Origin of the sequence: Microlunatus speluncae (assembly GCF_009299835.1) — a bacterium.
Lineage (GTDB): Bacteria > Actinomycetota > Actinomycetes > Propionibacteriales > Propionibacteriaceae > Microlunatus > Microlunatus speluncae.
On record NZ_VKCZ01000020.1, the window covers coordinates 400,868 to 426,510 of the forward strand.

The following is a 25,643-nucleotide window of genomic DNA, read 5'->3' on the forward strand; positions in this document are numbered from 1 at the left end:
GAACCTGCTGCCGGACCGCGCCGGACGACATAGTTTGTGCTGAGTTCTTCGACGTTCTTAAAAGGGGCCGGACATGAATGCCAAGCCGAAACGGCTCGCGATCGCGCTGCTGGCCGCGCTCGCGATCCTGCTGCCGATCTCGCTCTCCGGACCGGGGGTGCAGCGGGCCGTCGCCGACGAGCCGACCACGGCTCCGGCGATCAAGGTGGCGATCACCAGCGACATCGACACGCTCAACCCGTTCCTGGCCATCCTGGCCACGAGCACGGCGATCCTGCGCTTCCAGTACGAGAGCCTGGTCACCTGGGGCAAGAACAACGAGCCGGTGGCCGGCCTCTCCGACAAGTGGGAGACCTCGCCCGACGGCAAGACCTGGACCTTCCACATCCCCGAGGACCGGAAGTGGTCCGACAACACGCCGCTGACGGCGGAGGACGCGGCCTGGACGTTCAACGCGATCAAGAGCAACGAGAAGCTGCAGCAGGCCAACGGCGGCCTGGTGGAAAACGTCGCCTCGGTCACCGCGAAGGATCCGCAGACCCTGGAGATCGTGCTGGCCGCCCCGCAGGCGGCGAACCCGGGCGGTGAGCTGCCGATCGTGCCCAAGCACGTCTGGGAGAAGCAGGACGCGGCGACGTACGAGAACGACACCGACACGGTCGGCTCCGGGCCGTACCTGATCAAGGCCTACGCGCAGAGCCAGACCGTCGAGATGGTCGCCAATCCGAACTTCTGGCGCGGCCAGGCCAAGACCGGCGGCATCACCTGGGTCTACTACAAGAACGGTGACGCGGCCGTGCAGGCCCTGAAGACCGGCGAGGTGGACGTGATCAGCGGCATGACAGCGGCCCAGTTCAAGTCGTTGGACGGGCAGGCGGGGATCAGCACCGTCACCGGCGCCGGCCGCCGCTACTCCTCGATCGCGATCAACCCAGGCGCGATCGACAACGAGGGCAAGCCGTTGGGTGACGGCAATCCGGCGCTGCAGGACGTCAACCTGCGCAAGGCGATCATGATGGCGGTCAACCGGCAGGAGCTGCTGGACAAGGTGATCCAGGGTCTGGGCAAGCTCGGCCAGACCGAGATCCCGACCGTCTACCCGAACTACTACGGCTTCGCGCCGGGCGTCGAGGCGTTCCCGTTCGACCCGGCCGCGGCCAACAAGCTGCTCGACGACTCGGGCTATCAGAAGGGTCCGGACGGGATCCGGCTGGACAAGCAGGGCAAGCCGTTGAAGCTGCGGCTGATGGGCCGCAACACCGAGCCGTCGCACCAGCTGATCGCCGACTTCCTCAAATCCTGGCTGAAGGACATCGGGATCGAGATCACCGTCTCGATGGTGACGCCGCAGCAGGTGAACGACGACTCGACGCTGGGCAAGTACGACCTCTACTTCACCGGCTGGGGCATCGGACCTGATCCGGACTTTCAGCTGTCGATCAACCAGTGCAGCTCCCGGCCGGCCGCCGACGGCTCCGGCGCGACCAGCGAGAACAACTGGTGCGACCCGGAGTTCGACAAGCTCTACAAGGCGCAGCACACCGAGCAGGACCCGGCCAAGCGAGGCGAGCTGGTCAAGCAGGCGTTCAGCCTGATCCACGAGTCCGCGGTCAACATGGTGCTCTGGTACGCCGACAGCCTGGAGGCCTACCGCAGCGACAAGTTCGACGGCTTCGTCCGGCAGCCGGAGGGCCAGGGCCCGATCACCGGCCAGAACAGCTACTGGGGCCTCTACAGCGTGCAGCCGGTCGGCGCCAACGGCGACGGCTCCGCGGGGTCGAACGGAGCCTCGGGCGGCCTGCCCGGCTGGGCGATCGGCGTCGGCATCGCGGTGCTGGTGGTGATCGCCGGCGGTGCCGTCCTGTTGGTGCTCCGGAACCGGCGCACCGCCGAAGACCGCGAGTGACAGGGGTGATGATCGACTTCAACGGGTCCGTGGCCCGATGAGCATCACGCCGGCCGGCGAATCGCTGGTCACCGAGGAGGAGGCGCCGCGCGGCTCGACCCTGCCGCGCTATCTGCTGGTCAAGGCCGGCGGCGCCTTGATCAGCCTGGCGATGGTGGTCGTGCTCGGCTTCTTCTCGTTCCGGATCCTGCCCGGCTCCGACCCGGCGATCAACATGACCCGGGGCCGCCGGGTCAGCGCCGAGGAGGTGGAGCGGCTCCGGCACGAGTTCGGGCTGGACCAGCCGTTGATCATCCAGTTCTTCGACTTCGTCGGGGACCTGTTCCGCGGTGATCTCGGCTGGTCCTACGTCTACAACCGGCCGGTCAGCGAGTTGATCATCGATCGGCTGCCGGCGACCCTGTTGTTGACCGGCACGGCGGCGCTGTTGTCGATCGTGCTCGGCCTCTGGATCGGGCAGCGGGCGGCGTGGAAGCGCGGCAGCCTGTTCGACAAGGGGCAGACCGGGCTGGCGCTGATCTTCTGGTCGGTGCCGACCTTCTGGCTCGGTCTGCTGCTGTTGTTGATCTTCGGTGGTGGGTTGCGGCTGTTCCCGGCCGGCGGCATGGTCACGCCGGGCACCGACGCAACCGGCCTGGCCTACGCGGTCGACGTGGCCTGGCACCTGGTGCTGCCGGTGATCACGATGGTCGCCGTCGTCTACGCCCAGTACCTGATGGTGATGCGGGCGTCGGTGCTGGAGGAGATGACGTCGGACTACCTGACCACGGCCCGGGCCAAGGGCCTGTCGGAGGACAAGGTGCGGTCCCGGCACGCCGTGCCGAACGCGCTGCTGCCGACGGTGACGTTGATCTTCCTCACCGCCGGCGGACTGATCGGCGGCGCGGTGACGGTGGAGACCGTGTTTTCCTGGCCGGGCCTCGGCTTCCTCACCTTCAAGGGTCTGGACGCCCCAGACCTGCCACTGCTGCAGGGCACCTTCGTCGTCTTCTCCGCGCTGGTGATCGTGATGAATCTGATCGCCGAGCTGGTCTACCGACTCCTCGACCCGAGATTGAAGGCGGCATGAGTCAATCCACGCAGGAGCGACCGCGGACCAACGCGGCGGCCGAGCGCCGGCGGCAGCAGGCCAAGCGCAACTGGGCCGAGTTCGCTCGCACCCGCTCCGGCCTGATCGGGGCGGTGCTGCTGCTGGCGGTGATCATCCTGGCGGTGCTGACGCCGATCCTGGTCCCGATCGAGACCCTCGACGTCACCAAGATCACCGCGGACCAGAACGAACCACCGTCGGCGGCCCACCTGCTCGGCACCGACCCGGCCGGCCGCGACGTGCTCGGCATGCTGCTCTGGGGGTCCCGGATCTCGCTCCTGGTCGGCTTCGCCGCAACCGCGGTGTCCATGATCATCGGCACCGTGGTCGGGATGGCGGCCGGTCACTTCACCGGCGCCCTCCAGGCGGTGATCATGCGGATCATCGACTTCTTCCTGGTCATCCCGGGCCTGGTGCTGGCGATCGTGCTGTCCTCGGTGCTCAGCCGCGGCGTCTGGACGATCATCATCGCGATCGGCGTCACCAGCTGGGCCGGCACCGCGCGGGTGGTCCGGTCGCAGACCCTGACCATCGAGGCCCGGCCCTACATCGAGCGGGCCAAGGCGCTCGGGGCCGGAGACGGCCACCTCCTCGGCAAGCACGTGCTGCCGGCGGTGTTGCCACTGGTGCTGGCCAATACGACCCTGACCGTCGGCTCGGCGGTGATCTCGGAGTCGACGCTGAGCTTCCTCGGCCTCGGCGATCCGGGCACCGTATCGTGGGGCTCGATGCTGAAGACCGCCCTGGACACCGGCGCCGCGACCGCCGGCTACTGGTGGTACGTGATCCCGCCCGGCGTCGCCATCGTGATCGTGGTGCTCTGCTTCACCCTGGTCGGCCGCGCCCTGGAAGCCGTCTTCAACCCGACGCTGCGGAGCCGTTGATGGCCGCCGAGCCGGATGGTGGCGGCGGGCCCGCGCTGGAGTGGCGGGACGTCAAGATCGCGTACCGGACGGCGCGGGACGCCTCAGGCGAGATCGTCGCCGTCGACGGGGTCTCGCTGCGGATCGAGCCGGGCGGGACGGTCGGCATCGCCGGGGAGTCCGGCTGCGGCAAGTCGACCCTGGCCCTGTCGGTGCTGCGGCTGCTGCCGCGCAACGCGGAGATCACCGGCGCGATCGAGCTGGCCGGCGAGGACATCACGACGATGCGGTGGGGCCGGCTCCGGGCCGTCCGCTGGACCGAGGCGTCGATCGTCTTCCAGGGCGCGATGCACTCGCTCAACCCGGTCCGTACCGTCGGCCGCCAGATCGCCGAAGCCCTCGAACTGCACGGCACGTCGTCGGCCCAGGCCCGCGACGCCCGGGTCCAGGAGTTGCTGGCGCTGGTCGAGTTGCCGGCAGCCCGGGCGCAGTCGTATCCGCACGAGCTGTCCGGCGGGCAGAAGCAGCGGGTGATGATCGCCATGGCGCTGGCTTGCGATCCGGACGTGATCATCGCCGACGAGCCGACCACCGCGCTGGATGTGGTGATCCAGGCCCAGGTGCTGGAGGTGCTCAGCGGCCTGGTCCGGGACCGCAAGCTCACCCTGCTGATGATCAGCCATGACCTGTCGGTGCTGGCCGCCGTGTGTGAACGGATCGTCGTGATGCGGGACGGCAAGATCGTCGAAGAGGGCCCGGCGGCGCGGGTGATCGCCGAGCCGCGACACCAGCACACCAAGGAGCTCGCCGCCGCCTTCCCGGTGATCGGCGACCCCAACTCCCGGCTCAAGGTCGGCCGCACCGCCGAGTTGTCAGAACCCAGGAGCCCCGGGGCACAACCCAGTTCTGACAAGTCGGCGCCGGTGTTGGAGGTTGCGGACCTGGTGGTTGATTTCCGTGCTCGGGGACGGCAGACGCGGGCGGTTGATCATGTGTCGATGGAGTGCCACGCGGGGGAGATCGTCGCCCTGGTCGGGCAGTCCGGTTCGGGGAAGACGACGCTGGCGCGGACGATCTTGGGCCTGCAGCAGCCGACCTCCGGCCGGATCTCGTACGCGGGCAAGCCGATGCCGACCGACCGGGCCGGGCTGAAGGCGTACCGGCGCACGGTGCAGTTCGTGCTGCAGGACCCGAGTGCCTCGCTCAACCCCAAGCACAGCGTGTACGAGGCGGTCGCGGAGGGAATCCGGATCCACCGGCTGCCGGGCGACGAGCGGGACCGGGTGGCGACGGCGCTGACCCAGGCCGAGCTGACGCCGCCGCAGCGCTACCTGTCGGCGATCCCGCAGGAGCTGTCCGGCGGCCAACGGCAACGGGTGGTGATCGCCGGCGCGCTGGCGCTGGAGCCGTCCTACCTGGTCGCCGACGAACCGGTGGCCAGCCTGGATGCCTCGGTCCGCGGTGAGATCCTGGCCCTGCTGTTGCGGCTGAAGCGCGATCTCGGACTCGGCGCGTTGGTGATCACCCACGATCTCGGGCTGGCCTGGAACATCGCCGACCGGGTGCTGGTGATGCACCAGGGCCGGATCGTCGAGTCCGGCCCGGTGGAGCAGGTGCTGCTCGAGCCGCAGCACGACTACACCCGGACCCTGCTCAGCGTCGTGCCGTCGAAGTTGGGCGAGGCCGAGAGCGGTCGATGATCACCGGTCGCCGCGAGCCCGCACCGGAGCCGAGCTGATGGAAAGGCGTTGATCATGGCCGACCTGTTGATCACCAACGGCGCCGTGCTGGACGTGGTCGCCGGCGACTATGCCGAGGCCGACGTCCGGATCGCCGACGGCCGGGTCGTCGAGGTCGGCCCCGGGCTCCGTGCCCCCGACGTCTCGACGATCGATGCCCGCGGGCGATTCCTGATCCCCGGACTGATCGACGCCCACGTGCACGTGATCGCGGCGACCGCCGATCTCGGCTCGCTCAGCACCTGGTCGCCGAGTTACGTCGCGCACCGGGCGGCCGGGCTGATGGGCGCCATGCTGGACCGCGGCTTCACCACGGTCCGCGACGTCGCCGGCGCCGACTTCGGCCTGCATGACGCCCAAGCAGAGGGACTGTTCCGCGGGCCGCGGCTGTTCTTCGGCGGCAAGGCGCTGAGCCAGACGGGTGGGCACGGCGATCCGCGGCCGCGCGGCGGTCACGTCCACGACCCGCATCCCTGCTGCGCCGGACTGTCCCGGCTGGCCGACGGCGTCGACGGGGTCCGGGTCGCGGCCCGGGACGAGCTGCGCCGCGGCGCGCACCATCTCAAGATCATGGCCTCCGGCGGGGTGGCCTCACCGACCGACCGGGTCGACTCGGTGCAGTATTCGATCGAGGAGCTGCGGGCGATCGTCGACGAGGCCGAGGCGGCGAACCGTTACGTCACCGCCCACGCCTACACCGCGCGGGCGATCAACCGAGCGCTCGAGGCCGGAGTGCGGTGCATCGAGCACGGCAATCTGCTGGACGAGAGCTCGATAGCGCTCTTTCGTGATCATGACGCCTACCTGGTGCCGACCCTGGTCACCTACTGGGCGCTGCACCGCGAAGGGACCGAGCATGGCCTCAGCCAGGACAGCTGGGCCAAGGTCGCCGACGTGCTCGACGCCGGGCTGCGCGGACTCGAGCTCGCCGTCCGCGGCGGCGTGCCGCTGGCGTACGGCACCGATCTGCTCGGCGGGATGCAGCGGCACCAGGCGCGCGAGTTCTCGATCCGGGCCGAGGTGCAGCCGCCGATCGACGTGATCAGATCGGCCACCGTGATCGGCGCCGACCTGCTCCAGCGCCCCGGCGAGCTGGGCGTGATCGCCCCCGGCGCGTACGGCGACCTACTGATCCTTGATCGCGACCCGCTCGTCGACCTCGGGGTCCTCGCCGAATCCCGGGTCGAAACCGTGATCCAGGGCGGCCGGATTGTCGCCGCCACTGACGCCTGAGTCTGAAGGACCAGCTGCTGTTATGTCAGCAGATTGGCTGGAAAATCAGCAGTTCTGCTGATATTATGGCAGTCGAGTTTGGGAGGTTGACACGTGCTGCTACAGCACCCCTTCGAAGTCATCACCACCGCAACTGAAGGCCCGGTCTTGGAAGTGCTGGCGGGTGCCGAAAGCTGGTTCACGATCGCCCAGGTGTGGCGGCTGTCCGGGGTGCGAAGCAGGGATCAGGTGCGCCGGGTGTTGGCGCGCCTGGCCGGCACCGGGATCCTCGACGAGGAGAAGGTAGCCAGCTCGCTTCGATACCGACTCAACCGGGAGCACCTGGCGGCTCCGTCGATCGTGGCGATCGCGTCGATCCGGCAGACCCTGATTGGGCGTCTCAGGGAGACGTTGGCGCCTGCCGCCGGCTTGGTCTACGCAGCGTTGTTCGGCTCTGTGGTGCGTGGGGACATGCACCGGACCAGCGACATCGATGTCTTCCTGGTCCGGGTCGATGGGCCTCACTCGGATGAGGGCGACGACGGGACATGGGAGGCGTGGGTCCGGGGCCTCGAGGCCACGATCACTCGGTGGACGGGGAATCCCGTGAACGTCTTCGTGATGCTCGAGTCGGAGGTCCGTGCAGCGGGAGACACTGCCGCCGTCGCCAGCATCGTCCGGGAAGGGGTAGGCCTCTACGGCGGCGCATCCTGGTTGTCCACGGCCGTAGGCAAACTGAGGGTCGAATGATGAGCGGGAGAACCAGGAGCTGCGATGCGGCTGATCGACAGGGCCGGATGCGAGTGGCCCAGCAGTTCTCGCTGGCTGCGGAGCTAATCGAGGAGTTCACGGGGGAGCCGGGTGAGGGCACCGTGAACAACGCGTACGTCACTCTGTGCGTCCACAGCGGGATCGCGGCCGCCGACGTCCTGTGCTGTGCGCGGCTAGGCGAGTATTCGCGGGGTGAGGATCACAAAGCCGCAGTTGCCTTGCTGAACAAGGTCGACAAGAACTTGGGCAACGCCCTTGCACGCTTGCTGGCCTTGAAGACCGCTGCCGGCTACCAACCGTTCAGTCTGGCTCGTCAGCACGTCATCACGGCCAGGCGTCAATCAGAGTTGCTCTTGGCCGCGGCCCGCGATCTTGGCTGAGCTGAGCCCGGCCATATCGACGACGATCGTCGATGGGGCCAGCGAAATCCTTGCACGGTGGCGATTCCGGCGATGACCAGAGCGCCGCCGATCAACTGGGACGGACTCAGTCGGTCGGCCAGCAGCACGGCGGCGAAGATCACTGCGAAGATCACCTCGGTCAATGCGACGAAGGAGGCGACCGAGCCACCCAGCCGGCGGACCGCGACGATGCCGGTCAGGTAGGCGGCGACCGCGGTGATCAACACCAGCAGCAGCGCCGGGACCCACCACGGCAGGTCGGCGGCCGGCAGGCTCACCGGAGCGGTGTTCGCGGTCATCGGCAGCACGCCGAGACCACCGGCGGCCATGATCATGGCCGCGCCGACGCCGGTGCCGACTGTGGTCATCATCAGCGGCGGCACGGGCGTGCCGCCGGCGCCCTCGTCGCCGAGGATGAAGTAGCAGCACAGGCAGACGGCGGCGCCGAGTCCCCAGAGCAGGCCGAGCGGATGCACCGTGGCCCCGCGGAAGACGTCGAGCACGAAGATCAGTCCCAGGATCGCTAGCCCGGCGCCGACGAACCGGCGCGGCGCCGGCCGGGTCCGCGTCCGGGCCCAGTGCCAGCCGATCAGCAGCACCGGCGCCGAATACTCCAGCAGCAGCGCGACGCCGACCGAGACGTACTGCACGGCGCTGAAATAGCAGAGCTGGGCCAGCGCCATCGCCGTCGTCCCGTACGCGATCATCCGCAGCCCCTGGCGCCCGGTCGGCCGGCCGTACCGGCGGAGCAGTAGCAGGCAGGGCAGCAGCAGCACCAGGAACGCGCCGCCGATCCGGACCGCGACGATCGCCGCCGGCGACCAGCCGGTCTCCAGCAGCGGCTTGGCCAGCGAGCCGGAGAGGCCGAACGCCATCGCGGAAAACAGCGCCAACGGCAGCGCGGACCGCGAGCCGTGCAGGCGGGGCTCGACCGGACGTGCTTCGGTGGTGGACATGGGGCGCCTACCCTGGATCAATGTAAGGGGTAAAACTGAGCTATGGCAGTGACACTAGTTGGGCCGAATGTCAGGAGTCAAGATGATTTTTGCCCATGACACGGAGACGATTCTGCGCGCCGCCGCCCGGCTGGTGAACAGCGACAGCCCGACCAGCGGCGACCTGCTGACCGAGCGTGCCCAACTGGACGAGTTCCTGGCTTCGGAGGGCTACTCCGGCGAGATCCTCGGCACCGTCGCCGAGCTGACCCGGGTGCGCGCGCTGCGGCCGCGACTGCGCCGCTTCTGGGACGTGCCCGACCGCGACGAGGCGGCCGCCCTGGTGAACGAACTGCTGGTTGAGGCCGACGCGCGCCCGTACCTCTCCCGGCACGACGAGCTGGACTGGCATCTGCATCTGACCAGGGACGATCAGCCGCTGGAGCACCGGATCGCCGCCGAGACCGCGATGGCCTTCCTCGACCTGATCCGGACCGACGAGTGGGCTCGAATGAAGACCTGCGGCGCGACCGACTGTGCCGACGTGCTGGTCGACCTGTCCAAGAACCGGTCCAAACGCTTCTGCGACGGCGGTTGTGCCAACCGGATGCACGTCACCGCCTACCGAGCCCGCCAGCGGGGCTAGGGCCTAGCTCGAAACCCCGACCTCACCAGATGGCGTCGGCCCACTCCGGGTGATCGATGAACGGATTCCGGTTGTGCTGGTAGTCGGCGTAGACGAGGTCGTTGCGCCGGGTTTCCGCAGCCGACACCGGATCGGCGTCGTTCCAGGTGAGTAGCACCGAGATCCGGCCGTGGAAGGGTGCGGAGCCGTTGCCGACCTCGTCGTTGAGCTCGAGATCGGCCCTGCCGTCGTCCCCCTCGTACCGGACGGCCATATAGAACAGCATCCGCGCCACGTCGCCCTTCACCACGTCCGGCGGCTCGAACGAATCGCCGTCGCGGCGGCAGCCGGCGCACTCGTCGACCGCCGAGCCGCCGAGGTCGAAGTCGAGGTTGCCGCGGTCGGCGTTGACCGAGACGTCGGCCGGCCGCAGATGGTGGATGTCGGTCCCCGGTCCGGGCGAGGTGCCGAAGTCGCCGTGGCTCTTGGCCCAGGTGTGCTCCCGGTTCCAGTCGTCCGGATCGCCGCCGTTGGACGATTTCGGCACCGAGCGCCGGGAGTAGAGCTCGATCACGTTGTTCGCGTTAGCCGGATCCTCGTCGGTGCGCTTCAGGGCATCCCAGACCTGGTCGTAGGACAGTTGGGTGTTGCCATCGATGATGTCGTGCAGCGCGGACTTCAGGGCCACGCCGGTCAGGCCGTCGGCCGCGTCGTAGTAGCCGTCAGGCTCCGCCGCCTGGGCTTGAACAGGTGGTGACAGGGCCGGCGCGACGAGGCCGGCGAAAGTAGCGAGGATGACAACCAGGGCACTCCGCATGGTGTGGTCCATACCGCAGTCTCGACAGATCCCGGGCCGACACGCCAGCCCTTCGTGCAGGAGGGCGGTGTTAAACGGTGGCCGCCGCGAGCGACGTCCAGGCACGCACTGGACGGCGTTGTCGTCGGTCGACGTAGAACACCGCTACGCCTCCCTCCTCCGCCTTGTCCAGCACGCACCTGGACGCCGCTCGCAACGACCACTGTTTAACACCACCCTCCTAGGACATCAGAGTAGTTTTCACCGACGCGCTGACCACGATGTACGTTGTGGGCACGGTCGCGATCGACGCCACACCCAGCAAGATCGGCGACCCGGTTCCGCGGCCGCGGAACCCCTCAAGTTCACCCGGACACGGCCATCCCGCGACCGGGTGCCGGCAAGCACGGATACCGACGTGTCCCGACGAGAGGATGTACGAGTGACCGAGGTCAGCGACGCCGACGTCGAGCTGGTCCAGCTCCTGACTCCAGAGGGTGCGCGGATCAGTCATCCCCGTTACGCCTTCACCGGCGATGACGAAATGATCAAGGGCTATTACCGCGACATGGTGATCACCCGGAAGATCGACACCGAGGCCACAGCCCTGCAGCGGCAGGGCGAGCTCAGCCTCTGGGCCTCCTGCCTGGGCCAGGAAGCCGCCCAGATCGGCTCCGGCCGCGCGATGAACGATCAGGACTTCGTCTTCCCGACCTACCGCGAGCACGGCGTCGCCTGGTGCCTGGGCGTCGAACCGGCCAAGCTGCTGGCCATGTTCCGCGGAGTTGATCTTGGTTCCTGGGACACGGTGCAGACCCGGTTCCACCTGTACACGATCGTGATCGGCGCGCAGACCCTGCACGCCGTCGGTTACGCCATGGGCGTCGAGCGCGACGGCCACGTCGGCACCGGCGATCCGTCCCGGGACACGGCGGTGATCGCCTACCTGGGCGACGGCGCCACCAGTCAGGGCGACGTCAGCGAGGCCATGGTCTTCGCCAGCTCCTACAACGCTCCGGTCGTCTTCTTCTGCCAGAACAACCAGTGGGCGATCTCCGAGCCGATGGAGCGTCAGTCCCGGATTCCCTTGTATCGCAGGGCTGCCGGCTTCGGCTTTCCGGGCGTACGAGTGGACGGCAACGACGTGCTGGCGGTCCAGGCGGTCACTGCCGAGGCGCTGGAACGGGCCCGCTCCGGCAACGGGCCGACCTTCATCGAGGCCTACACCTATCGGATGGGCGCGCACACCACCGCCGACGACCCGTCCAAGTATCGGCTCAGCGCCGAGGTCGAGCACTGGCGGCTGAAGGATCCGATCGAACGGGTCCGCGCCTACCTGACCCGATCCGGCGTTGTTGATCATGAGTTCTTCGAGGCTGTCGACGAGGAGGCGCAGCGGGTCGCGACCGAGCTGCGCCGGCTCTGCCTGACGATGCCCGACCCGGAGCTGGCCGAGCTGTTCGATCAGGTCTACGCCGACACCACGCCCTACCTGAACGAGCAGCGCGCCGGTTTCCAGGAATACCAGGCCTCGTTCGCCGAGGCGGCCGACGGGGGGCAGGCATGACCAGGATGAGCATGGCCAAGGCGTTGAACGCCGGCCTGCGCCGCACCCTCGAGGCCGACCCGCAGGTGGTGCTGGCCGGGGAGGACATCGGCAAGCTCGGCGGCGTGTTCCGCGTCACCGAAGGACTGCAAAAAGACTTCGGCGAGCACAGGGTGATCGACTCGCCGCTGGCCGAGGCCGGCATCATCGGCACCGCGGTCGGGATGGCGCTGCGCGGCTATCGGCCGGTCTGCGAGATCCAGTTCGACGGGTTCGTCTTCCCCGCCTTCGACCAGATCGTCAGCCAGGTGGCCCGGCTGCACTACCGGTCCGGCGGCCGGCTGAAGATGCCGATCGTGATCAGGATTCCGTACGGCGGCGGCATCGGCTCGGTCGAGCACCACAGCGAGTCGCCGGAGGCCTACTTCGCGCACACGCCGGGGCTGAAGGTGGTGACCTGCTCCAACCCGATCGACGGCTACTGGATGATCCAGCAGGCGGTCGCCTCGGACGACCCGGTGATCTTCCTCGAGCCGAAGCGGCGCTATCACGAGAAGGGCGTCGAGGTCGACGAGAAGGCCAGCCCGCCGCCGCTGCACTCCGCGCAGGTGGTCCGGCCGGGGCGCGATGCCACCCTGGTGGCGTACGGGACGATGGTGAACGTCTGCCTGGACGCCGCCGCGGCCGCCGCCGAGGAGGGCCGTGATCTTGAAGTGATCGATCTCCGCACCATCGCTCCGCTCGACCTCTCCAGCACCGTCGAGTCCGTGCAGCGGACCGGCCGGTTGATCACCGTGCAGGAGGCCCCGCTCAATCTGGGCGTCGGGTCGGAGATCTCGGCCCGGATCACCGAGCAGTGCTTCTATTCGCTGGAGGCTCCGGTGATCAGGATCGGCGGCTACGACATGCCCTATCCGCCCAGCCGGGTGGAGGAGGACTATCTGCCCGATCTTGATCGGATCCTCGATGCTGTCGACCGTTCCCTGGCCTACTGAGGAGGTGGCTGCTTCATGAAGAACTTCCTGCTGCCCGATCCCGGCGAAGGCCTGGTCGAGGCCGAGATCGTCACCTGGCGGGTCAAGCCGGGTGATCAGGTCAAGATCAACGACATCCTGGTCGAGGTGGAGACCAGCAAGTCCCTGGTCGAGCTGCCCAGCCCGTTCGAGGGAACGATCAAGGAACTGTTGGTGCCCGAGGGGCAGCTGATCGACGTCGGCACTCCGATCGTCAGCATCGACGACGGCAGCGGCGACGCGGACGACGACGACAAGCCGATGGCCAACCTGGTCGGCACCGGACCGAAGAAGTCCGCCACCCTGCGCCGGCCGCGAAAGGCCGGCGCCGCGTCGGCCGAGCAGGGCCCGGTCCAGGCCCATGATCAACTGGCCGCGGCGTTCGACACCGACGTCCCGGTGTCCCGGCGCGCCGACGAGCAGGCCCCGCTGCAGCCGGACCGCGCCGAGCCCAGCGGCGATCCGCTGCCCGCCCCCGGCCCGGCCCCGGCCGAGCCCGCGCCGATCGGCGGCGCCGTGCTGGCCAAGCCCCCGGTTCGCAAGCTGGCCAAGGATCTCGGCCTCGACCTGGCCACGATCACCGGCACCGGCGACGGCGGCGTGATCACCCGCGCCGACGTCGAACAGGCCGCCCAGGCCCCATCGTCCCCTGAGCCGGCGACATCGTTCCCTGAGCCTGTCGAAGGGCAAGCCCGATTCGTCGGGGTGGCCAACTACGACGGAATCGGCACGCCGATCACTGAGGAGCGGATCCCGATCAAGGGGGTGCGCAAGGCGACGGCCGTGGCGGTGACCTCGTCGGCGTTCACGGCGCCGCATGTGAGCGAGTTCGTCACCTGCGACGTGACCGCGACGATGGAGCTGCTGGATCGGCTGAAGCAGCGGCGTGATCTTGGTGAGGTCCGCTGGACCCCGCTGGTCCTGGTGGCCAAGGCCGTCCTGCTCGCGCTGGGCCGGACGCCCGAGATGCATTCGACCTGGGACGAGGCCAACCAGGAGATCGTGCTCCGCCGCGGCGTCAACCTCGGCATCGCCGCGGCCACCCCGCGCGGGCTGCTGGTGCCCAACCTCAAGGGCGCCCACGCCGATGATCTGGTCACCCTGGCGCACCGGATCGATCAGCTGGTGAAGGTCGCCAAGGAGGGCAAGACGCAGCCGGCCGACACCAGCGGCGGTACGTTCACGATCACCAACATCGGCGTCTTCGGGATCGACGCCGGCACCCCGATCCTCAACCCCGGGGAGGCCGGGATCCTTTGCATGGGAGCGATCCAGCGCCGCCCCTGGGTCGTCGGTTCGGGTGCCGAGGAACGCATCGAGCCCCGCTGGGTGACCACCCTCGCCGTCTCCTTCGACCACCGCCTGGTCGACGGCCAGCAAGGCTCCACTTTCCTCGGCAACGTCGCCACCCTCCTCTCCGACCCCACCCAGGCGCTGCTCTACTGAGGTCGACCGGTGCGATCGAACGGGTTGATCACCTGGAGCCCGGCGGCAGCGAACGGGGCCACGTCGCGCGTGGCCACCCCGAAGTCGTGGGTAGCAGCGATGGCGGCGATGTACCCGTCCGTGGTGGCGATCGCATGCCCTCTGGCGCGGGCGTACGCGCGCAACCTGGCATAGTGCACGGTCGACGGCTCGTCGAATGAAAGGAGTCGCCCGGCGAACATCGGCATGACCTCCTGCTCGAATCGGTCGGCCAGTGTGCTTCGGCGCCTTCCTTGAGGCAGCGCCGCGATGTCGAAGCGCAATTCGGCGACGGTGATGGTGGTCAGGAAGAGCGTCTCGAGCACCTGCTGGTTCAGCCAATCAGCAACGGCCGGATGCGGCTCGGGTCGTAGGGGCTCCGAGAGGACGTTGGTGTCGAGGATGATCATTCGAAGGTGGGTGGTTCGCTCGCCCGCGGATCTCGGAGATCGTCGAGCTCAACGCCACCCGCCTCTTGCCCGATCCGAAGGAGCACCGATCCAAGGTGCACCCGATCCGAGGGCGCCACCGCGCTCTCCAGGATCGCCCTGACCTCCGCTTCGGTGCTCCGGTGATGACTGGCCGCCCGCGCCTTGAGGGCACGATGCGTCTCTTCGGACAGGTTTCGCACTGTTATGGCAGCCATGACCCACCACCCCTCATCTGATATCAGTCTAGCTTTGTTGATATCACGCGGGGGTTCAGCCCTTGAGGACGAGGCGGATGGTGAGGGTGCAGCGGGTGGTGGTGCCGGCTAGGCGGAGGAAGCCGCCGAAGTGGGTGAGGCGGGCGAAGGTGGCGCCGGGGCCGGTCAGGGAAAGGGTGGTGCCCTCGTCGAGCCAGCGGATGCCGTCGGCGCTGAGCTGGACCCGGAGGTCGATCCGGGCGTCGGCGGGGGTCTGGTCCTCGGCGGTGATGAAGTAGATGGCCTCGTCGGCCCAGCCGCATTCGTACGGGAAGGTGTCGAAGTCGCCGGTGAACTCCTGCCGGAGGTCGGTGACGCTGGTGGCGAAGGTTCGCATCAGTGATCACCTTCCCGGGCATAGGAGATCAGCACCGAGTCCAGGTAGAGGTTGACCCGGCGGTCGGTGTCGGCCTCGACGAAGAAGACCGGATTGATCAACTGGCCGATGTTGGCGTACGGGTCGGCCAGCGTCGGCCCAGCGCCGGGCGGAAAGGTGTAGCTCCGCGGGCCGCAGCGGAAGCCGGCGTAGCGGCGCTCGGCCAGGTCGATGGTCAGCGACAGCGGCATCCAGTTGATCTTGTCGTCGGTCTCGTTGTAGATCAACGGCTGCGGGTCCGCGTCGAGCCAGGTGGTCGCCGCCGTGCTTCCGTCCGGCTCTCGGATCCCGAACCACTGCGGGTCGATGCCGGCGCGGTGCCAGCCGGGCCGGCCGTAGTTCCAGGCCCGATCGTCGGCGTCGGTGCGGGAGTAGAACTGCCAGCGCCGGACCGGTTCGCCGTCGGCCGCGTTGACGTACCGGACGCCGGGCATGAACCGGTGATCATCGTCCTGCAGATCGATCATCAGGCCGAACGCGCGCATCGCGTCGATGGCGAAACCGGGCCGGTCTTGATCCGTCGTGTACGCGAACAGGCCCTCGACCCGGAGCAGCCGCGCCTCGGCCGGCCGGGACAGCCGCTTGATCGCCAGGCTCATGCTGCCGCCGGCCGGCGGCTGATCCGCCGCGGCCGCGGCGCCGCGGGTGGCCAGCTTCAGCGAGTAGATCCCGGTGGCCGACCCGTGACTGCCGGCGAACGGGAACGTCGCGCTGCTGATCATCACCGAACCCCAGTGCTGCAGGTCGACGGTGTCGTCGTGCACGGCGAAGCCGGGCCGGACGAAGTTCGGCCGCAGATCGAGCCAGCCGGACGGACCGTGATCGAAGTCGTCGGCGGCCAGGATCCGTGGCAGCGGTTCGAAGTAGCCGGAGTAGGCGGGGGCGGTCATGATCACCTCAGGCTGGTGACGGTGGACGTGACGGCCGGATCGTCCGTGCCGGGCCCGACCCGGGGGAGCTTCGCGGTGCCGGCCGCGCAGATCAGGCACAGCACGGCACAGTAGATGCAGACCAGCCACGGGGCGCCACCGAGGGAGCCGGTCAGGGTGGCCGCCAGGAACGGCAGGGTGCCGCCGATCAGGGCGCCGGTGATCTCCCGGCTGAACGTCACCGAGGTGTAGCGCACCCGGACCGGGAACAGGCTCGACATCATCGCCGCCTGCGACGCCAGCGTCATGTCGCAGCACAGGGTGAAGATCATCACCAGCGCGGCCCAGATGATCACCGGGGTGCCGGTGTCGAGCATGAAGAAGAACGGGAAGAACAGCACCGCGCCGGCCAGCGAGCCGATGATCATGATCGGCTTGCCGCCGAACCGGTCGGACAGCCAGCCCGCGGTGGGGATGGTGATCACCTTGAGCAGGTTGGCGATGATGATGCCGACCAGACCGACCCAGGACTGGGCGCCGACCGAGGTGGCCAGGTAGCTGAGCGCGTACACCGAAGGCAGGTAGCTGAGCACGTTGGGCGCGATGCTCATCAGCATCGCCAGCGGGATCCGCGATCCGCCGAGCCGGAACATGTCGGTGAACCGGGACCGAGCGACGCCGTGCTCGGCGACCGCGCCGGTGAACTCGGGGCTGTCGGTGACCCGGAGCCGGATCAGCACGCCGGCGATCGCGACCCCGATGCTGAGCAGGAACGGGACCCGCCAACCCCAGCTGAGGAACGCCTCCTCCGACATCAGCGCCTGCACCCCGAAGAAGACGGCGGTCGCCACCACCGAGCCGACCGCGTTGCCGACGCTGGCGATCGAGGCGTTCAGGCCGCGGTGCTTCGGCGGCGCGTGTTCGGCGGAGAGCAGCATCGCGCCGGCGTACTCACCGCCGGCGCCGAGGCCCTGCAGCACCCGCAGCGCGACCAGCAGCACCGGGGCCAGCAGGCCGATCGAGGCGTAGGACGGCAGACAGCCGATCAGCAGCGACGAGACCGACATCAGCAGCAGCGTCACCAACAGCATCTGCCGGCGGCCGAACCTGTCGCCGAGGATGCCGATGATCACGCCGCCGATCGGCCGGGCGAAGAAGCCGACGGCGAAGGTGGCGAGGGAGGACAGCACGCCGACCGTCGGATCCTGGCTGGGGAAGAAGACCTTGGGCAGCACCAGCGCGGCGGCCGTGCCGTAGAGCGAGAAGTCGTACCACTCCAGGGCGGTGCCGACTGTCGCCGCCATCGTCGGGAACTTGATGCGTCTGGTCCGGGCCGCCATCGCTGCCTTCCTCGTCCTGGGTGAGCTTCGCGGCTCAACGTACGACTCATTTCGAACGGAAGTCAATATTTCTACACTTCTATAACGTGATGTAACGTGACGGCATGAGTTCCTCCTCAGTGGATGTGGCGACCCTCCGGCAGGCCTTCCGCAGCGCGGATCCGGCGCTGTCCCGGTTCAACCCGCTCGCCCGGATCCTGTGTCACGACGACTTCAACACCGGCCTGCACGGCTGGGTCGAGCTCGGCGGCAACTACAACGGCACCGGCGACTACGCCTCGCTGGACCGGCACTTCCGGGACTTCCGGCCGCCGCAGCTCTCCTCCTGCGACTTCTTCGACGTCGGCACGCACGGCGCGATGTCCGGCACCTACGCGATGAAGCTGGCCACCCGGCCGCACCCCGGGCACACGGCGACCGCGATCCGGCGGCTGACCATGAGCGGTCGCGGGCTGCTGCAGATCGAGGCCTACCTGGCGTTCAAGACCGAGGCGACGGTCGGCGGCGACGAGGCCGAGAACGCGTTCGGCGACATGGCCTGGGACGGCAACCAGCATCCGTCGGAGGCGCAGTTCGGCGCGTTCACGGTGGCCACCGACCTGTGCGGCGACGGCGGCCTGCGCTATCACAACGTGGCCCGCTACCAGAACGCCGACGCCGACGGCCGGTTGCTGCGGCAGTGGATGTATCCGACCGTGCCGGAGCCGACGCCGCGTGATCATCATCAGGGTCGGGTCGACTTCCCGTACGCCGCCGACTTCACCGCGCCCGATCCGGACGACTGGCAGGTCTTCGGTGAGCCGCAGGAGTTGTGCGTCAACGAGGTGCCGACGAAGGTCAATTGGCACTACCTGCGGTTCTTGATCAACACCGAGACCCGGAGCAACGTCGAGGTGCAGCTGAACGACCGGGTGATGGACTGGCGCGACGTGCCGGTGCCGCCGTATGAAGATCGCTACGGCTCGCTGGAGAACCTGCTCAACTTCTACTTCTCCGTCCGTACGCTCTCGGGCAAGCGCAACTTCCTCTTCCTCGACTCCCTCGTCATCTCCGCGGATTGGTGAGCAACAACTATGCGTGAATCACAGACGGCCGTGCTGGAGCGCGGCGCCGAGCTCCATGATCAACTACTGACCGAGCCGTTCGAGACCGCCTGGGCCGGCGAGGCGCGCTGGTTCGTCCAGTTCCTGCAGCCCGATCCCACGGCGGAGATCACGATCACCCCGCAGGTCTCGCCCGACGGGCTGGCCTGGGTCGAGCACGAGGCGTTGCCGGTGACCGTGGCCGGCGACGGACTGATCACCATCCCGCTGAGCGACTTCGGCCACTGGCTGCGGCTCGAGGTGCGCCGATCCGGCGGCACGACGCCGCCGCTGATTCGCGTCTACCTTGCCCTCAAGGAATAATCCTCAGCCGAGAAGGGAGACAGATGACGGGCCGGCGTACCACCCTGGGTGATCTTGCTGCGGGCCTCGGCCTGTCCACCAACACGGTCTCCCGCGCACTGGCCGGGAAGGACGGCGTCAGCGACCGGACCCGCTCGCTGGTGCTGGACGAGGCCCGGCGGACCGGCTACCTGCCCGTCCCCGAGTCGGGCCAGCCGGGCCGGCCGGAGCCGCGCTCCCGGACCGTCGCGGTGACGATTCCGTCGGCGACGCACACGTTCTCCGCCGAGCTGATCGGCGCGATCGAGGCCGGCGCCCGGTCGGCGGGCTACTCGCTGGACATCTTCACCACCGAGGAGAGCGAGCGGGAGGAGCAGCAGATCGCCCGCCGGATCGTCGACAGCGATCTCGCCGGGGCGATCGTGATCCCGGTCCAGGGCCGGCCCGAGCCGTGGGCGGACGTGCTGGCCGCGGGCGTGCCGCTGGTCGTGGCCTCCCGGGAGGTGCCGGAGCTGCCCTGCGACTTCGTCACGGCCGACAACGTCGCCGGCAGCTACGCCGCGGTCAGGCATCTGCTCGCCCAGGGCTGTCGCCGGATCGTCCAGTTCGAGGAGGACCTGGCGATCAGCACGATCGGCAATCGGCGGGAAGGGTACGCGCGGGCCATGGCCGAGGTGCCGGACGCGGCCGGGGAAACGATCTTGGTGCCTACCCGGCGGTTCGAGACGGCCGAGCCGCGGTGGCGGGCCACCGAGGCTCATCGTGCCTGCCTGACGCTGCTGGACCGCCAGCAGCCGTTCGACGCGATCGTCGCCGGCGATGATCATTTCGCGCTCGGCGCCCTGGCGGCGCTGACCGAACGCGGTCTCCGGGTGCCCGATCAGGTGCGGCTGGTCGGCTACGGTGATCATGCCTACTCGCCGTGGCTGAACCCCGCGCTCACCTCGGTCCGGATCCCCACCAGGCTGATCGGCGAACTGGCCGTATCCCTGCTGCTGAAACGGATCGGGGGCGATGCCGGGGCCCCGGTCCGGCGGCAGCTCAAGCCGGAGTTGATCATCCGCCGGTCCAGCGTCGCCGCGGGCTGAGACGGCACAACGCCGCGACCCGGAGTCGGGCCGCGGCGTTGCTGAGGTTGATCAGGAGGCGGAGTCGTCGTCTTCGTCGGCGAGCTTCTCCCGGACCACGCGGATGTCCGTCGCGGTGCGGACGTTGGCCACGGCCGCCTCGAGCCCGACCCGGAGGATCGCGATCCAGAACAACACCGGGATCCAGCCGAAGATCAAGGCCAGGATGCCGAGCACCGGATTGCTGTCGCCGGTGATTCCGGCCCCGACCGCGCCGATCGTGAAGCCGCCGACGATCGACATGATCCAGTAGAGGACGCCGACCACGATGCCCGCCAGGAAGACGATCTTGGCGATGCCGGGCGTCGCGTACTTGGAGAACGACAGGTCGAAGATCGCCGAGATCGGATTCGCGTCGGCCGGCTTCTGCAGGCCGCCCTGTTGCGGCGGCTGATAGCCGTACTGCTGCTGACCCGGCTGCTGGCCGTACTGCTGTTGATCACCGCCGTACTGCTGTTGCTGCTGCCCATACTGCTGGGGCTGCTGCTGCTGGGCGCCGCCGTACTGCTGGGCCTGGCCGTACTGGGGCTGCGGCTGGCCGTACTGCTGCTGCCCGTACTGCTGCTGACCCTGCGGCGCGCCGTACTGCTGCTGCGGCGGTTGCTGCTGCTGTTGATTGCCCCAGCCGAACTGGCCGGGCGCGCCGAGCTGCTGGGTCTCCTCCGGCACGGAACTGGAGGCCGGCGACCCGGTCGGGGAACCCCAGGACTGCTGACCCGCGGCGCTGGGCTGCGAGCTCGCCTCCGGCGCGGGACCGGACGTCGGGGAGCCGGCCGGCGATCCCCAAGGCGCTTGGCTCGGCGCACTGGACTGCGACCCCGCCTCGGGCGCCGGTCCGGAACTGGGCGAGCCGGTCGGAGATCCCCACGGGTCCTGGCTCGGGGCGCTCGGCTGCGACGTGGCGCCGGGAGTCCCGGGCTGGCCGGATCCGGGCGGCGGGGACAGCACCGTGGCGTCCGGATCCGAGGCCGAGCTCGCCGACTCGTAGGCCCGAGCGGGATGCGGCTCGCCCTGATCCGCGCCCTCCGGCCGGCTCGGCGTCGGCTGGCCGAAGGCCTGGCTCGGATCGTTGGCCGGCGTGGACTCGGACTGACCGCGCTCGGACGGATCTCCTGGCTGTTGTGACATGCCTCCCACTATCTCCTAGTTGTCGCCGAAGGGCTAGGACCGGCGCGGCCTACGAGTCGCCGGCCGACTGACGCCGACGGACCACCGAAGTGATCACCAGTGCGGCACCGCCGAGCACGGCGATCCCGGCGATGATCAACAGCGCGAGACCGATGTTTGAGCCGGTGTTCGGCAGTGCTCCGTCGTCGTCGCCGGGGTTCGGCGACTGACCGTCGTCAACGCCCGGTCCGCTCCCGGCGGCGGTGATCACGATCGTCACCGTGGCCTGGAAGTCGCCGGACCCTGCGACGATCTTGTGCTCGCCCGGCGCGGTGTCCGCCGGAATGACGGCGGTCAGGCTGCCGGCGCCGTCCGCGTCGATCGCCAGCATCCCCAGCTCCATCGGCTCGGAATGCAATGTGACCGGCACGGTCGATCCGGCCTCGAAGCCGGTGGCCTCGACCTCGATCTGATCACCCGGCGCCGCCTGTCCCGGTCGTACCGTGATCTTGGGCTCGTCCGCCGGCTCCGATCCGCCGCCGGTGATCGTCACCGGCAGGGTGATCGTGGTCTCGGTCGGAGCCGCAGTGATCACCAGCGTCGCCGGACCCGCCGGCACGCCGGCCGGCACCTCGATCGTCAGCGTCGCGGCGCCGTCGGTGACGGTGGCAGTGCCGACGGTTTGATCACCGATCTTGGCCGTCAGCGCCGTGTTGGCCGGAGCCTCCGCGCCGCTGAAGTCGATCGTGTTGAGCGGGCCGCCGGTGGTCCGCTCGGTGCTGCCGACCTGCAGTTCGTACGCCTCACCGACCGCGAGTTCGCTCGGGATCGGCGCCGCGGCGACCGCCCGCTTCGCATAGGACGGGCTGAGCGGCGAGGCCGCCTTCACGAACTCGGTCCAGGAGTCGAGATCGATCAGCCCCGAGTCACGCTTGTCGGCGGCATCGGCGAGCACGTGGAAGTTGTCGCCGCCCGCCGCGAGGAAGCTGGCCGTGCCGATCCGATAGGTCGCCGCCGGGTCGTACGGCTGGCCGTCGATCATGATCGACGTGATCCGCTCGCCCTGGGCCTGCGACGCGTCATAGGTGTAGCTGACGTTGTCGGACACGCCGAGCTGCAGATACGGCCGGGACCCGGTGAACGGCGAACCGTCGGCGTTGGTCTGCCACTGCTGCTCGAGCAGCGTCTTGAACTGGGCGCCGGTCAGATCCAGCGTGACCAGCGTGTTCGCGAACGGCAGCACGGCCGCCGCGTCGGAGTAGGTGATCTCTCCGGCGTCGAGATCCTCCCGGTTGCCGCCCGGGTTCTGGATGCCGATCTGGGCGCCGCCGCGCTGGGGGTCGGACAACTGCTCCCGGAACATGTTGGCGACCAGGTCGCTGATCGTCGACTCGGCGGCCCGGTCCTCGAGCGTCCCGTCGTCGGTGGCGACCGTGCCCCGGGTGATCGGAGCCGTGGCCTCGCCGATCACCACGCTGCCGAGCTCGTCGGCCTTGGCCAGCGCGTCGGCGACGATCTCGGAGATCTTCTTGACCCGCGGGTAGGTGTTGATCAACTCCTCGTTCGGCGTCTCGGTGATCGCCAGGTTCTCCACCGTGTACGAAGCGACCGCCCCCGACTCGTCGAAGCGCAGCGTCACCTTGCCCAGCAGGGCACCGTAGGACTCGGCCTGCAGGATCGGCCGGGTCTTGCCCTGCACCCCGGGGATCGGGCCGTCCCAGGCGTAGGCCTGGTGGGTGTGACCGGTGAAGATCGCGTCGACCGCGGCCGAGGTCTGGTTGACGATCTTGGCGAACATGCCGCCCTTGGACACCTCGTCGGCCAGGGTGCCGTTGGGCTCACCCTCGACCGCACCCTCGTGGTATTCGGCGATGATCACGTCGGCCTCGCCGTTGGCCTCGTCGCCGTCGGACAGCTGCTGCGCGACCCGATTGACCGCGTCCACCGGATCCCCGAAGTCGAGGTCGGCGATGCCATCGGGCGAGACCAGCGAACGGGTCTCGGCCGTGACCGTACCGATCACGGCGACGGTGCGGCCCGCCTTCTCGAACGTCGCGTACTCCGGCAGCGCTGGAGTCTTGGTGCCCCGCTGATAGACGTTCGCACCGAGGTAGTCCCAGTCGGCCCGGTCGTCGACCCGGCCGGTCAGGTCGGCGAAGCCTTTGTCGAACTCGTGGTTGCCGACCGCCGAGGCGGCCAGCTCGGCCGCGTTCAGCACGTCGATCGTCGGGTTGTCCTGCTGGATCGAGGAGGCGAACAGTGAGGCGCCGATGTTGTCGCCGGCGGACAGGAACAGCGTGTTGTCCTCGCCGGCCTGCTCGCGCTGCTGCTCGATGGTGCCGAACACCGCGACGGTGTTCGGCGACTCCGCGGCGATCCGGCCGTGGAAGTCGTTGATGTTCAGCAGGGTCAGCTCGGCCGGCCCCTCGGCACCCGCGGCCAGGCCCATGATCACCGGATCATGATCACTGGAGCGCCGGGCGTCGTCGTCGTAGTAGTCGATCGCCGTGGCGCCGAAGGTGGAGTATTCCAGCGCCGCCGATTCGCCGGCGTTGATGTTCCAGACGGCGGCCTCGGACTTGCGCTCGGCCAGCGCCGAGTTGATCAAGATGTGGTCCAACGACCCGGCCAGACCGGAGAAGTTGTACGAATACTGATCGGCCGGCGCGGCCTCCTCGAAGCCCGCGGCGGCCAGCCGCTGCAGCGGGTCCTCGCGGGTGTAGGAGTTGAAGTCGCCGATCAGCGCGACGGACTCGGTGTTCGCCGCCTGCTGCAACTCGGGCAGCCATTCCACCAGCGCCGTGGCCTGCCGGGTCCGGTCGCCGTTGAAGGCGCCCTGACCATCGCCGGAGTCGGCGTTGTCGCCGGTCGCGTCGGAGCCGCTGCTCTTGGACTTGAAGTGGTTGACCACGACAAGGGTCGGCTCGCCGCCTCCCGCTGCGGTGAAGCTGGCCGCGATCGGAGTCCGGGCATTGGCGAACGCCCCGCCGTCACCGGCCGCGGAGCCGAGCGCGTACGCCTTGCCGTTCAGCTCGACCTCGGCCGGCTGATAGATGATCGCGTTGGTGATGAAGTCCTGCTGGTCGGTCGGCTGCAGCTGATCGGAGGAGGGGACGAACGCCCACTTCTCCGACCCGGCGGCCTCGTTCAGGGCGGCCACCAGGGTCTTCGTCGCCTCGTCGGCGTCCTCGCCGAGCCGGGCCGAGTTCTCGATCTCCATCAGGCCGGTGACCGAGGCGTCGAGTTCGTTGATCGCGGTGACGATCTTGGCCTGCTGCCGCTGCAGATCCTCGGCGTCCCAGGCGCCGCGGACGTCGCAGTCGAAGGTGACGTTGGGTCCGTCGGAGCCGGCCGGCTCGTTGCCCTCGCAGTCGGCCCGTCCCTCGCCGGTGGTGGTGAAGTAGTTGAGCACGTTGAACGACGCGATCGTGAAGTCGCCGCCGACCTGCGGCGCGTCCGGGGTCGCGGCCGGATCGATCTCGGCCACCTCATCGCCGGCCGCGATCGGCCCGACCGGGTTGAACTTCCACTTGCCGTTGCGCCAGTCGATGATCACCGGGGCGCTGAGGCGCAGCGTGTCGCCGACGGTGACGCCCTCGCCGGTCTTGAGATAGGGCAGCGTGTCGTCGGAGCCGAACTGCCGGTTGGTGCCGTCGTCGAGGTTGACCTGGATGGCCCGGTTGGTGGCTGCCTGCGCGGCGGCCTCGGCCGAGCCGGGCCGGCCGGCGTCGGTCGGCTGCACCGGCAGTTCGCCGCCGGCGGCCAGGCCGAGCTCGCCGTACGGGAGCAGTGGGTAGGTGTCGCTGACCAGGAAGTCCTCGTCGCTCGCGTACAGCATCGACTCGTAGTTCTCGCGCTGCGCGGCCGTGTCGGCCCAGGCCGTGGTGATCGGCTCCGGATCGGCCAGGTTCGGCCGCGGGACCACCTTGACGTCGCGCGCGGCGGCGATCGCGAGCTGGGTCAGCCCCTGGTATTCGCCGGCGGTGCCGGTCACCTGGACCTGGTCGCCGACCTCGACCGCCCGGAACGTCACGTTGCCGGTGTAGACGAAGATCGCGTCGGAGCCGGCGGCCGGATCCTTGTCCTCGCCGCCGCTGCCCGGTGCCTGGATGACGAAGCCGTTGAAGCCACGGTCGTCCTTCGGATAGACCGCGGTGACCACCGCCGGCTCGGTCTGCACGACCTGCCCCTTCAGCGGGGTCTCGGCTCCCGTGCCCTGGATGTCGGCGATGGACACCGGCTCGGCCGCGCCGGCGGGCGGCGGACTGATCAGCAGCAGGCCGAGTGCGAGCGCCACGGCGAGCAGGGACGAGAGGGTGATTCGGGCACGAGAGTAGTGACCTGACAGCACTGAAGCTCCTCCGAGCGACCAGGCCCGCCGCAGCGAGGGTGG

23 protein-coding genes are annotated in these 25,643 nt (G+C 68.9%); 14 read left to right on the forward strand and 9 right to left on the reverse strand.

Going from position 1 to position 25,643, the window contains the following annotated elements:
- Positions 1-73: 73 nt before the first annotated feature.
- From FNH24_RS27315 to FNH24_RS27345, 7 genes are all read left to right on the forward strand, one after another.
- Positions 74-1,906, forward strand: coding sequence for an ABC transporter substrate-binding protein (locus FNH24_RS27315; RefSeq protein ID WP_152365388.1), 1,833 nt, complete (start codon positions 74-76; stop codon positions 1,904-1,906).
- A gap of 37 nt (positions 1,907-1,943) precedes the next feature.
- The gene (locus FNH24_RS27320) at positions 1,944-2,975 is read left to right on the forward strand and encodes an ABC transporter permease (RefSeq protein ID WP_152365389.1); all 1,032 of its coding nucleotides are present in this window, start codon (positions 1,944-1,946) and stop codon (positions 2,973-2,975) included.
- Positions 2,972-3,880, forward strand: a complete 909-nt coding sequence (locus FNH24_RS27325; RefSeq protein WP_152365390.1) for an ABC transporter permease — start codon at positions 2,972-2,974, stop codon at positions 3,878-3,880. The genes FNH24_RS27320 and FNH24_RS27325 overlap by 4 nt, the downstream gene beginning before the upstream one ends.
- A complete protein-coding gene (locus FNH24_RS27330; RefSeq protein WP_152365391.1) occupies positions 3,880-5,559 on the forward strand; it encodes a dipeptide ABC transporter ATP-binding protein in 1,680 nt (559 codons plus the stop codon). The genes FNH24_RS27325 and FNH24_RS27330 overlap by 1 nt, the downstream gene beginning before the upstream one ends.
- A 54-nt stretch (positions 5,560-5,613) precedes the next feature.
- The gene (locus FNH24_RS27335) at positions 5,614-6,831 is read left to right on the forward strand and encodes a metal-dependent hydrolase family protein (RefSeq protein ID WP_217428568.1); all 1,218 of its coding nucleotides are present in this window, start codon (positions 5,614-5,616) and stop codon (positions 6,829-6,831) included.
- A 93-nt stretch (positions 6,832-6,924) separates the two neighbouring features.
- On the forward strand, positions 6,925-7,560 hold the full coding sequence (locus FNH24_RS27340; protein ID WP_152365392.1) for a nucleotidyltransferase domain-containing protein: 636 nt from the start codon (positions 6,925-6,927) through the stop codon (positions 7,558-7,560).
- A 53-nt stretch (positions 7,561-7,613) separates the two neighbouring features.
- Positions 7,614-7,961, forward strand: a complete 348-nt coding sequence (locus tag FNH24_RS27345; protein WP_152365393.1) for a hypothetical protein — start codon at positions 7,614-7,616, stop codon at positions 7,959-7,961.
- Here FNH24_RS27345 and FNH24_RS27350 read toward each other — a convergent pair.
- On the reverse strand, positions 7,919-8,938 hold the full coding sequence (locus tag FNH24_RS27350; RefSeq protein ID WP_152365394.1) for an EamA family transporter: 1,020 nt from the start codon (positions 8,936-8,938) through the stop codon (positions 7,919-7,921). The two genes, FNH24_RS27345 and FNH24_RS27350, sit on opposite strands and share 43 nt — an antisense overlap.
- Positions 8,939-9,020: 82 nt before the next feature.
- Here FNH24_RS27350 and FNH24_RS27355 point away from each other — a divergent pair, with 82 nt between their 5' ends.
- A complete protein-coding gene (locus FNH24_RS27355) occupies positions 9,021-9,563 on the forward strand; it encodes a CGNR zinc finger domain-containing protein (RefSeq protein WP_152365395.1) in 543 nt (180 codons plus the stop codon).
- A gap of 22 nt (positions 9,564-9,585) precedes the next feature.
- On the opposite strand, the gene FNH24_RS27360 is transcribed toward FNH24_RS27355, so the two are convergent.
- Positions 9,586-10,371, reverse strand: coding sequence for an endonuclease I family protein (locus tag FNH24_RS27360; RefSeq protein ID WP_152365396.1), 786 nt, complete (start codon positions 10,369-10,371; stop codon positions 9,586-9,588).
- A gap of 409 nt (positions 10,372-10,780) precedes the next feature.
- Here FNH24_RS27360 and pdhA point away from each other — a divergent pair, with 409 nt between their 5' ends.
- Genes pdhA through FNH24_RS27375 form a run of 3 tightly spaced genes read left to right on the forward strand, consistent with a single transcriptional unit; the run spans position 10,781 to position 14,343 of the window.
- Positions 10,781-11,905, forward strand: a complete 1,125-nt coding sequence (pdhA, locus tag FNH24_RS27365; RefSeq protein WP_246187094.1) for a pyruvate dehydrogenase (acetyl-transferring) E1 component subunit alpha — start codon at positions 10,781-10,783, stop codon at positions 11,903-11,905.
- A complete protein-coding gene (locus FNH24_RS27370) occupies positions 11,902-12,879 on the forward strand; it encodes an alpha-ketoacid dehydrogenase subunit beta (RefSeq protein ID WP_152365398.1) in 978 nt (325 codons plus the stop codon). The genes pdhA and FNH24_RS27370 overlap by 4 nt, the downstream gene beginning before the upstream one ends.
- Before the next feature lie 15 nt (positions 12,880-12,894).
- A complete protein-coding gene (locus FNH24_RS27375) occupies positions 12,895-14,343 on the forward strand; it encodes a dihydrolipoamide acetyltransferase family protein (protein WP_152365399.1) in 1,449 nt (482 codons plus the stop codon).
- Here FNH24_RS27375 and FNH24_RS27380 read toward each other — a convergent pair.
- From FNH24_RS27380 to FNH24_RS27400, 5 genes are read right to left on the reverse strand one after another with little or no spacing between them, the layout of a single operon-like run.
- On the reverse strand, positions 14,337-14,771 hold the full coding sequence (locus tag FNH24_RS27380; protein ID WP_152365400.1) for a type II toxin-antitoxin system VapC family toxin: 435 nt from the start codon (positions 14,769-14,771) through the stop codon (positions 14,337-14,339). The genes FNH24_RS27375 and FNH24_RS27380 overlap by 7 nt on opposite strands.
- Positions 14,768-15,007, reverse strand: a complete 240-nt coding sequence (locus FNH24_RS32740) for a FitA-like ribbon-helix-helix domain-containing protein (RefSeq protein WP_152365401.1) — start codon at positions 15,005-15,007, stop codon at positions 14,768-14,770. Before FNH24_RS32740 ends, FNH24_RS27380 begins: the two co-directional genes overlap by 4 nt.
- Positions 15,008-15,062: 55 nt before the next feature.
- Positions 15,063-15,383 carry a hypothetical protein gene (locus FNH24_RS27390; RefSeq protein ID WP_152365402.1) on the reverse strand — a complete coding sequence of 107 codons (321 nt, stop codon included), beginning with the start codon at positions 15,381-15,383 and terminating at the stop codon, positions 15,063-15,065.
- On the reverse strand, positions 15,383-16,312 hold the full coding sequence (locus tag FNH24_RS27395; RefSeq protein WP_152365403.1) for a DUF6772 family protein: 930 nt from the start codon (positions 16,310-16,312) through the stop codon (positions 15,383-15,385). Before FNH24_RS27395 ends, FNH24_RS27390 begins: the two co-directional genes overlap by 1 nt.
- 2 nt (positions 16,313-16,314) lie before the next feature.
- Positions 16,315-17,595, reverse strand: coding sequence for an MFS transporter (locus FNH24_RS27400; RefSeq protein WP_217428569.1), 1,281 nt, complete (start codon positions 17,593-17,595; stop codon positions 16,315-16,317).
- A gap of 140 nt (positions 17,596-17,735) precedes the next feature.
- On the opposite strand from FNH24_RS27400, the gene FNH24_RS27405 reads away from it, so the two are divergent.
- From FNH24_RS27405 to FNH24_RS27415, 3 genes are read left to right on the forward strand one after another with little or no spacing between them, the layout of a single operon-like run.
- Positions 17,736-18,695: a DUF6772 family protein gene (locus tag FNH24_RS27405; protein ID WP_152365405.1), complete on the forward strand. Its 960-nt coding sequence runs from the start codon at positions 17,736-17,738 to the stop codon at positions 18,693-18,695.
- A gap of 9 nt (positions 18,696-18,704) precedes the next feature.
- On the forward strand, positions 18,705-19,037 hold the full coding sequence (locus FNH24_RS27410; RefSeq protein WP_152365406.1) for a hypothetical protein: 333 nt from the start codon (positions 18,705-18,707) through the stop codon (positions 19,035-19,037).
- A gap of 23 nt (positions 19,038-19,060) precedes the next feature.
- Positions 19,061-20,104 carry a LacI family DNA-binding transcriptional regulator gene (locus FNH24_RS27415; protein ID WP_152365407.1) on the forward strand — a complete coding sequence of 348 codons (1,044 nt, stop codon included), beginning with the start codon at positions 19,061-19,063 and terminating at the stop codon, positions 20,102-20,104.
- A gap of 51 nt (positions 20,105-20,155) precedes the next feature.
- On the opposite strand, the gene FNH24_RS27420 is transcribed toward FNH24_RS27415, so the two are convergent.
- A complete protein-coding gene (locus FNH24_RS27420; protein ID WP_152365408.1) occupies positions 20,156-21,271 on the reverse strand; it encodes a DUF4282 domain-containing protein in 1,116 nt (371 codons plus the stop codon).
- A 49-nt stretch (positions 21,272-21,320) separates the two neighbouring features.
- Positions 21,321-25,601: an ExeM/NucH family extracellular endonuclease gene (locus FNH24_RS27425; protein WP_161606340.1), complete on the reverse strand. Its 4,281-nt coding sequence runs from the start codon at positions 25,599-25,601 to the stop codon at positions 21,321-21,323.
- Between the last annotated feature and the right edge of the window lie 42 nt (positions 25,602-25,643).

Bases quoted from the DNA above. Each gene is read 5' to 3' on its own strand.
- FNH24_RS27355 (WP_152365395.1), top strand. From the start codon at position 9,021: ATGATTTTTGCCCATGACACGGAGACGATTCTGCGCGCCGCCGCCCGG.
- FNH24_RS27390 (WP_152365402.1), bottom strand. From the start codon at position 15,383: ATGCGAACCTTCGCCACCAGCGTCACCGACCTCCGGCAGGAGTTCACC.
- FNH24_RS27395 (WP_152365403.1), bottom strand. From the start codon at position 16,312: ATGACCGCCCCCGCCTACTCCGGCTACTTCGAACCGCTGCCACGGATC.
- FNH24_RS27350 (WP_152365394.1), bottom strand. From the start codon at position 8,938: ATGTCCACCACCGAAGCACGTCCGGTCGAGCCCCGCCTGCACGGCTCG.
- FNH24_RS27375 (WP_152365399.1), top strand. From the start codon at position 12,895: ATGAAGAACTTCCTGCTGCCCGATCCCGGCGAAGGCCTGGTCGAGGCC.
- FNH24_RS27335 (WP_217428568.1), top strand. From the start codon at position 5,614: ATGGCCGACCTGTTGATCACCAACGGCGCCGTGCTGGACGTGGTCGCC.
- FNH24_RS27410 (WP_152365406.1), top strand. From the start codon at position 18,705: ATGCGTGAATCACAGACGGCCGTGCTGGAGCGCGGCGCCGAGCTCCAT.
- FNH24_RS32740 (WP_152365401.1), bottom strand. From the start codon at position 15,007: ATGGCTGCCATAACAGTGCGAAACCTGTCCGAAGAGACGCATCGTGCC.
- FNH24_RS27320 (WP_152365389.1), top strand. From the start codon at position 1,944: ATGAGCATCACGCCGGCCGGCGAATCGCTGGTCACCGAGGAGGAGGCG.
- FNH24_RS27405 (WP_152365405.1), top strand. From the start codon at position 17,736: ATGAGTTCCTCCTCAGTGGATGTGGCGACCCTCCGGCAGGCCTTCCGC.
- FNH24_RS27370 (WP_152365398.1), top strand. From the start codon at position 11,902: ATGACCAGGATGAGCATGGCCAAGGCGTTGAACGCCGGCCTGCGCCGC.
- FNH24_RS27400 (WP_217428569.1), bottom strand. From the start codon at position 17,595: ATGGCGGCGACAGTCGGCACCGCCCTGGAGTGGTACGACTTCTCGCTC.
- FNH24_RS27330 (WP_152365391.1), top strand. From the start codon at position 3,880: ATGGCCGCCGAGCCGGATGGTGGCGGCGGGCCCGCGCTGGAGTGGCGG.
- FNH24_RS27360 (WP_152365396.1), bottom strand. From the start codon at position 10,371: ATGGACCACACCATGCGGAGTGCCCTGGTTGTCATCCTCGCTACTTTC.
- FNH24_RS27415 (WP_152365407.1), top strand. From the start codon at position 19,061: ATGACGGGCCGGCGTACCACCCTGGGTGATCTTGCTGCGGGCCTCGGC.
- FNH24_RS27315 (WP_152365388.1), top strand. From the start codon at position 74: ATGAATGCCAAGCCGAAACGGCTCGCGATCGCGCTGCTGGCCGCGCTC.
- FNH24_RS27420 (WP_152365408.1), bottom strand. From the start codon at position 21,271: ATGTCACAACAGCCAGGAGATCCGTCCGAGCGCGGTCAGTCCGAGTCC.
- FNH24_RS27380 (WP_152365400.1), bottom strand. From the start codon at position 14,771: ATGATCATCCTCGACACCAACGTCCTCTCGGAGCCCCTACGACCCGAG.
- FNH24_RS27325 (WP_152365390.1), top strand. From the start codon at position 2,972: ATGAGTCAATCCACGCAGGAGCGACCGCGGACCAACGCGGCGGCCGAG.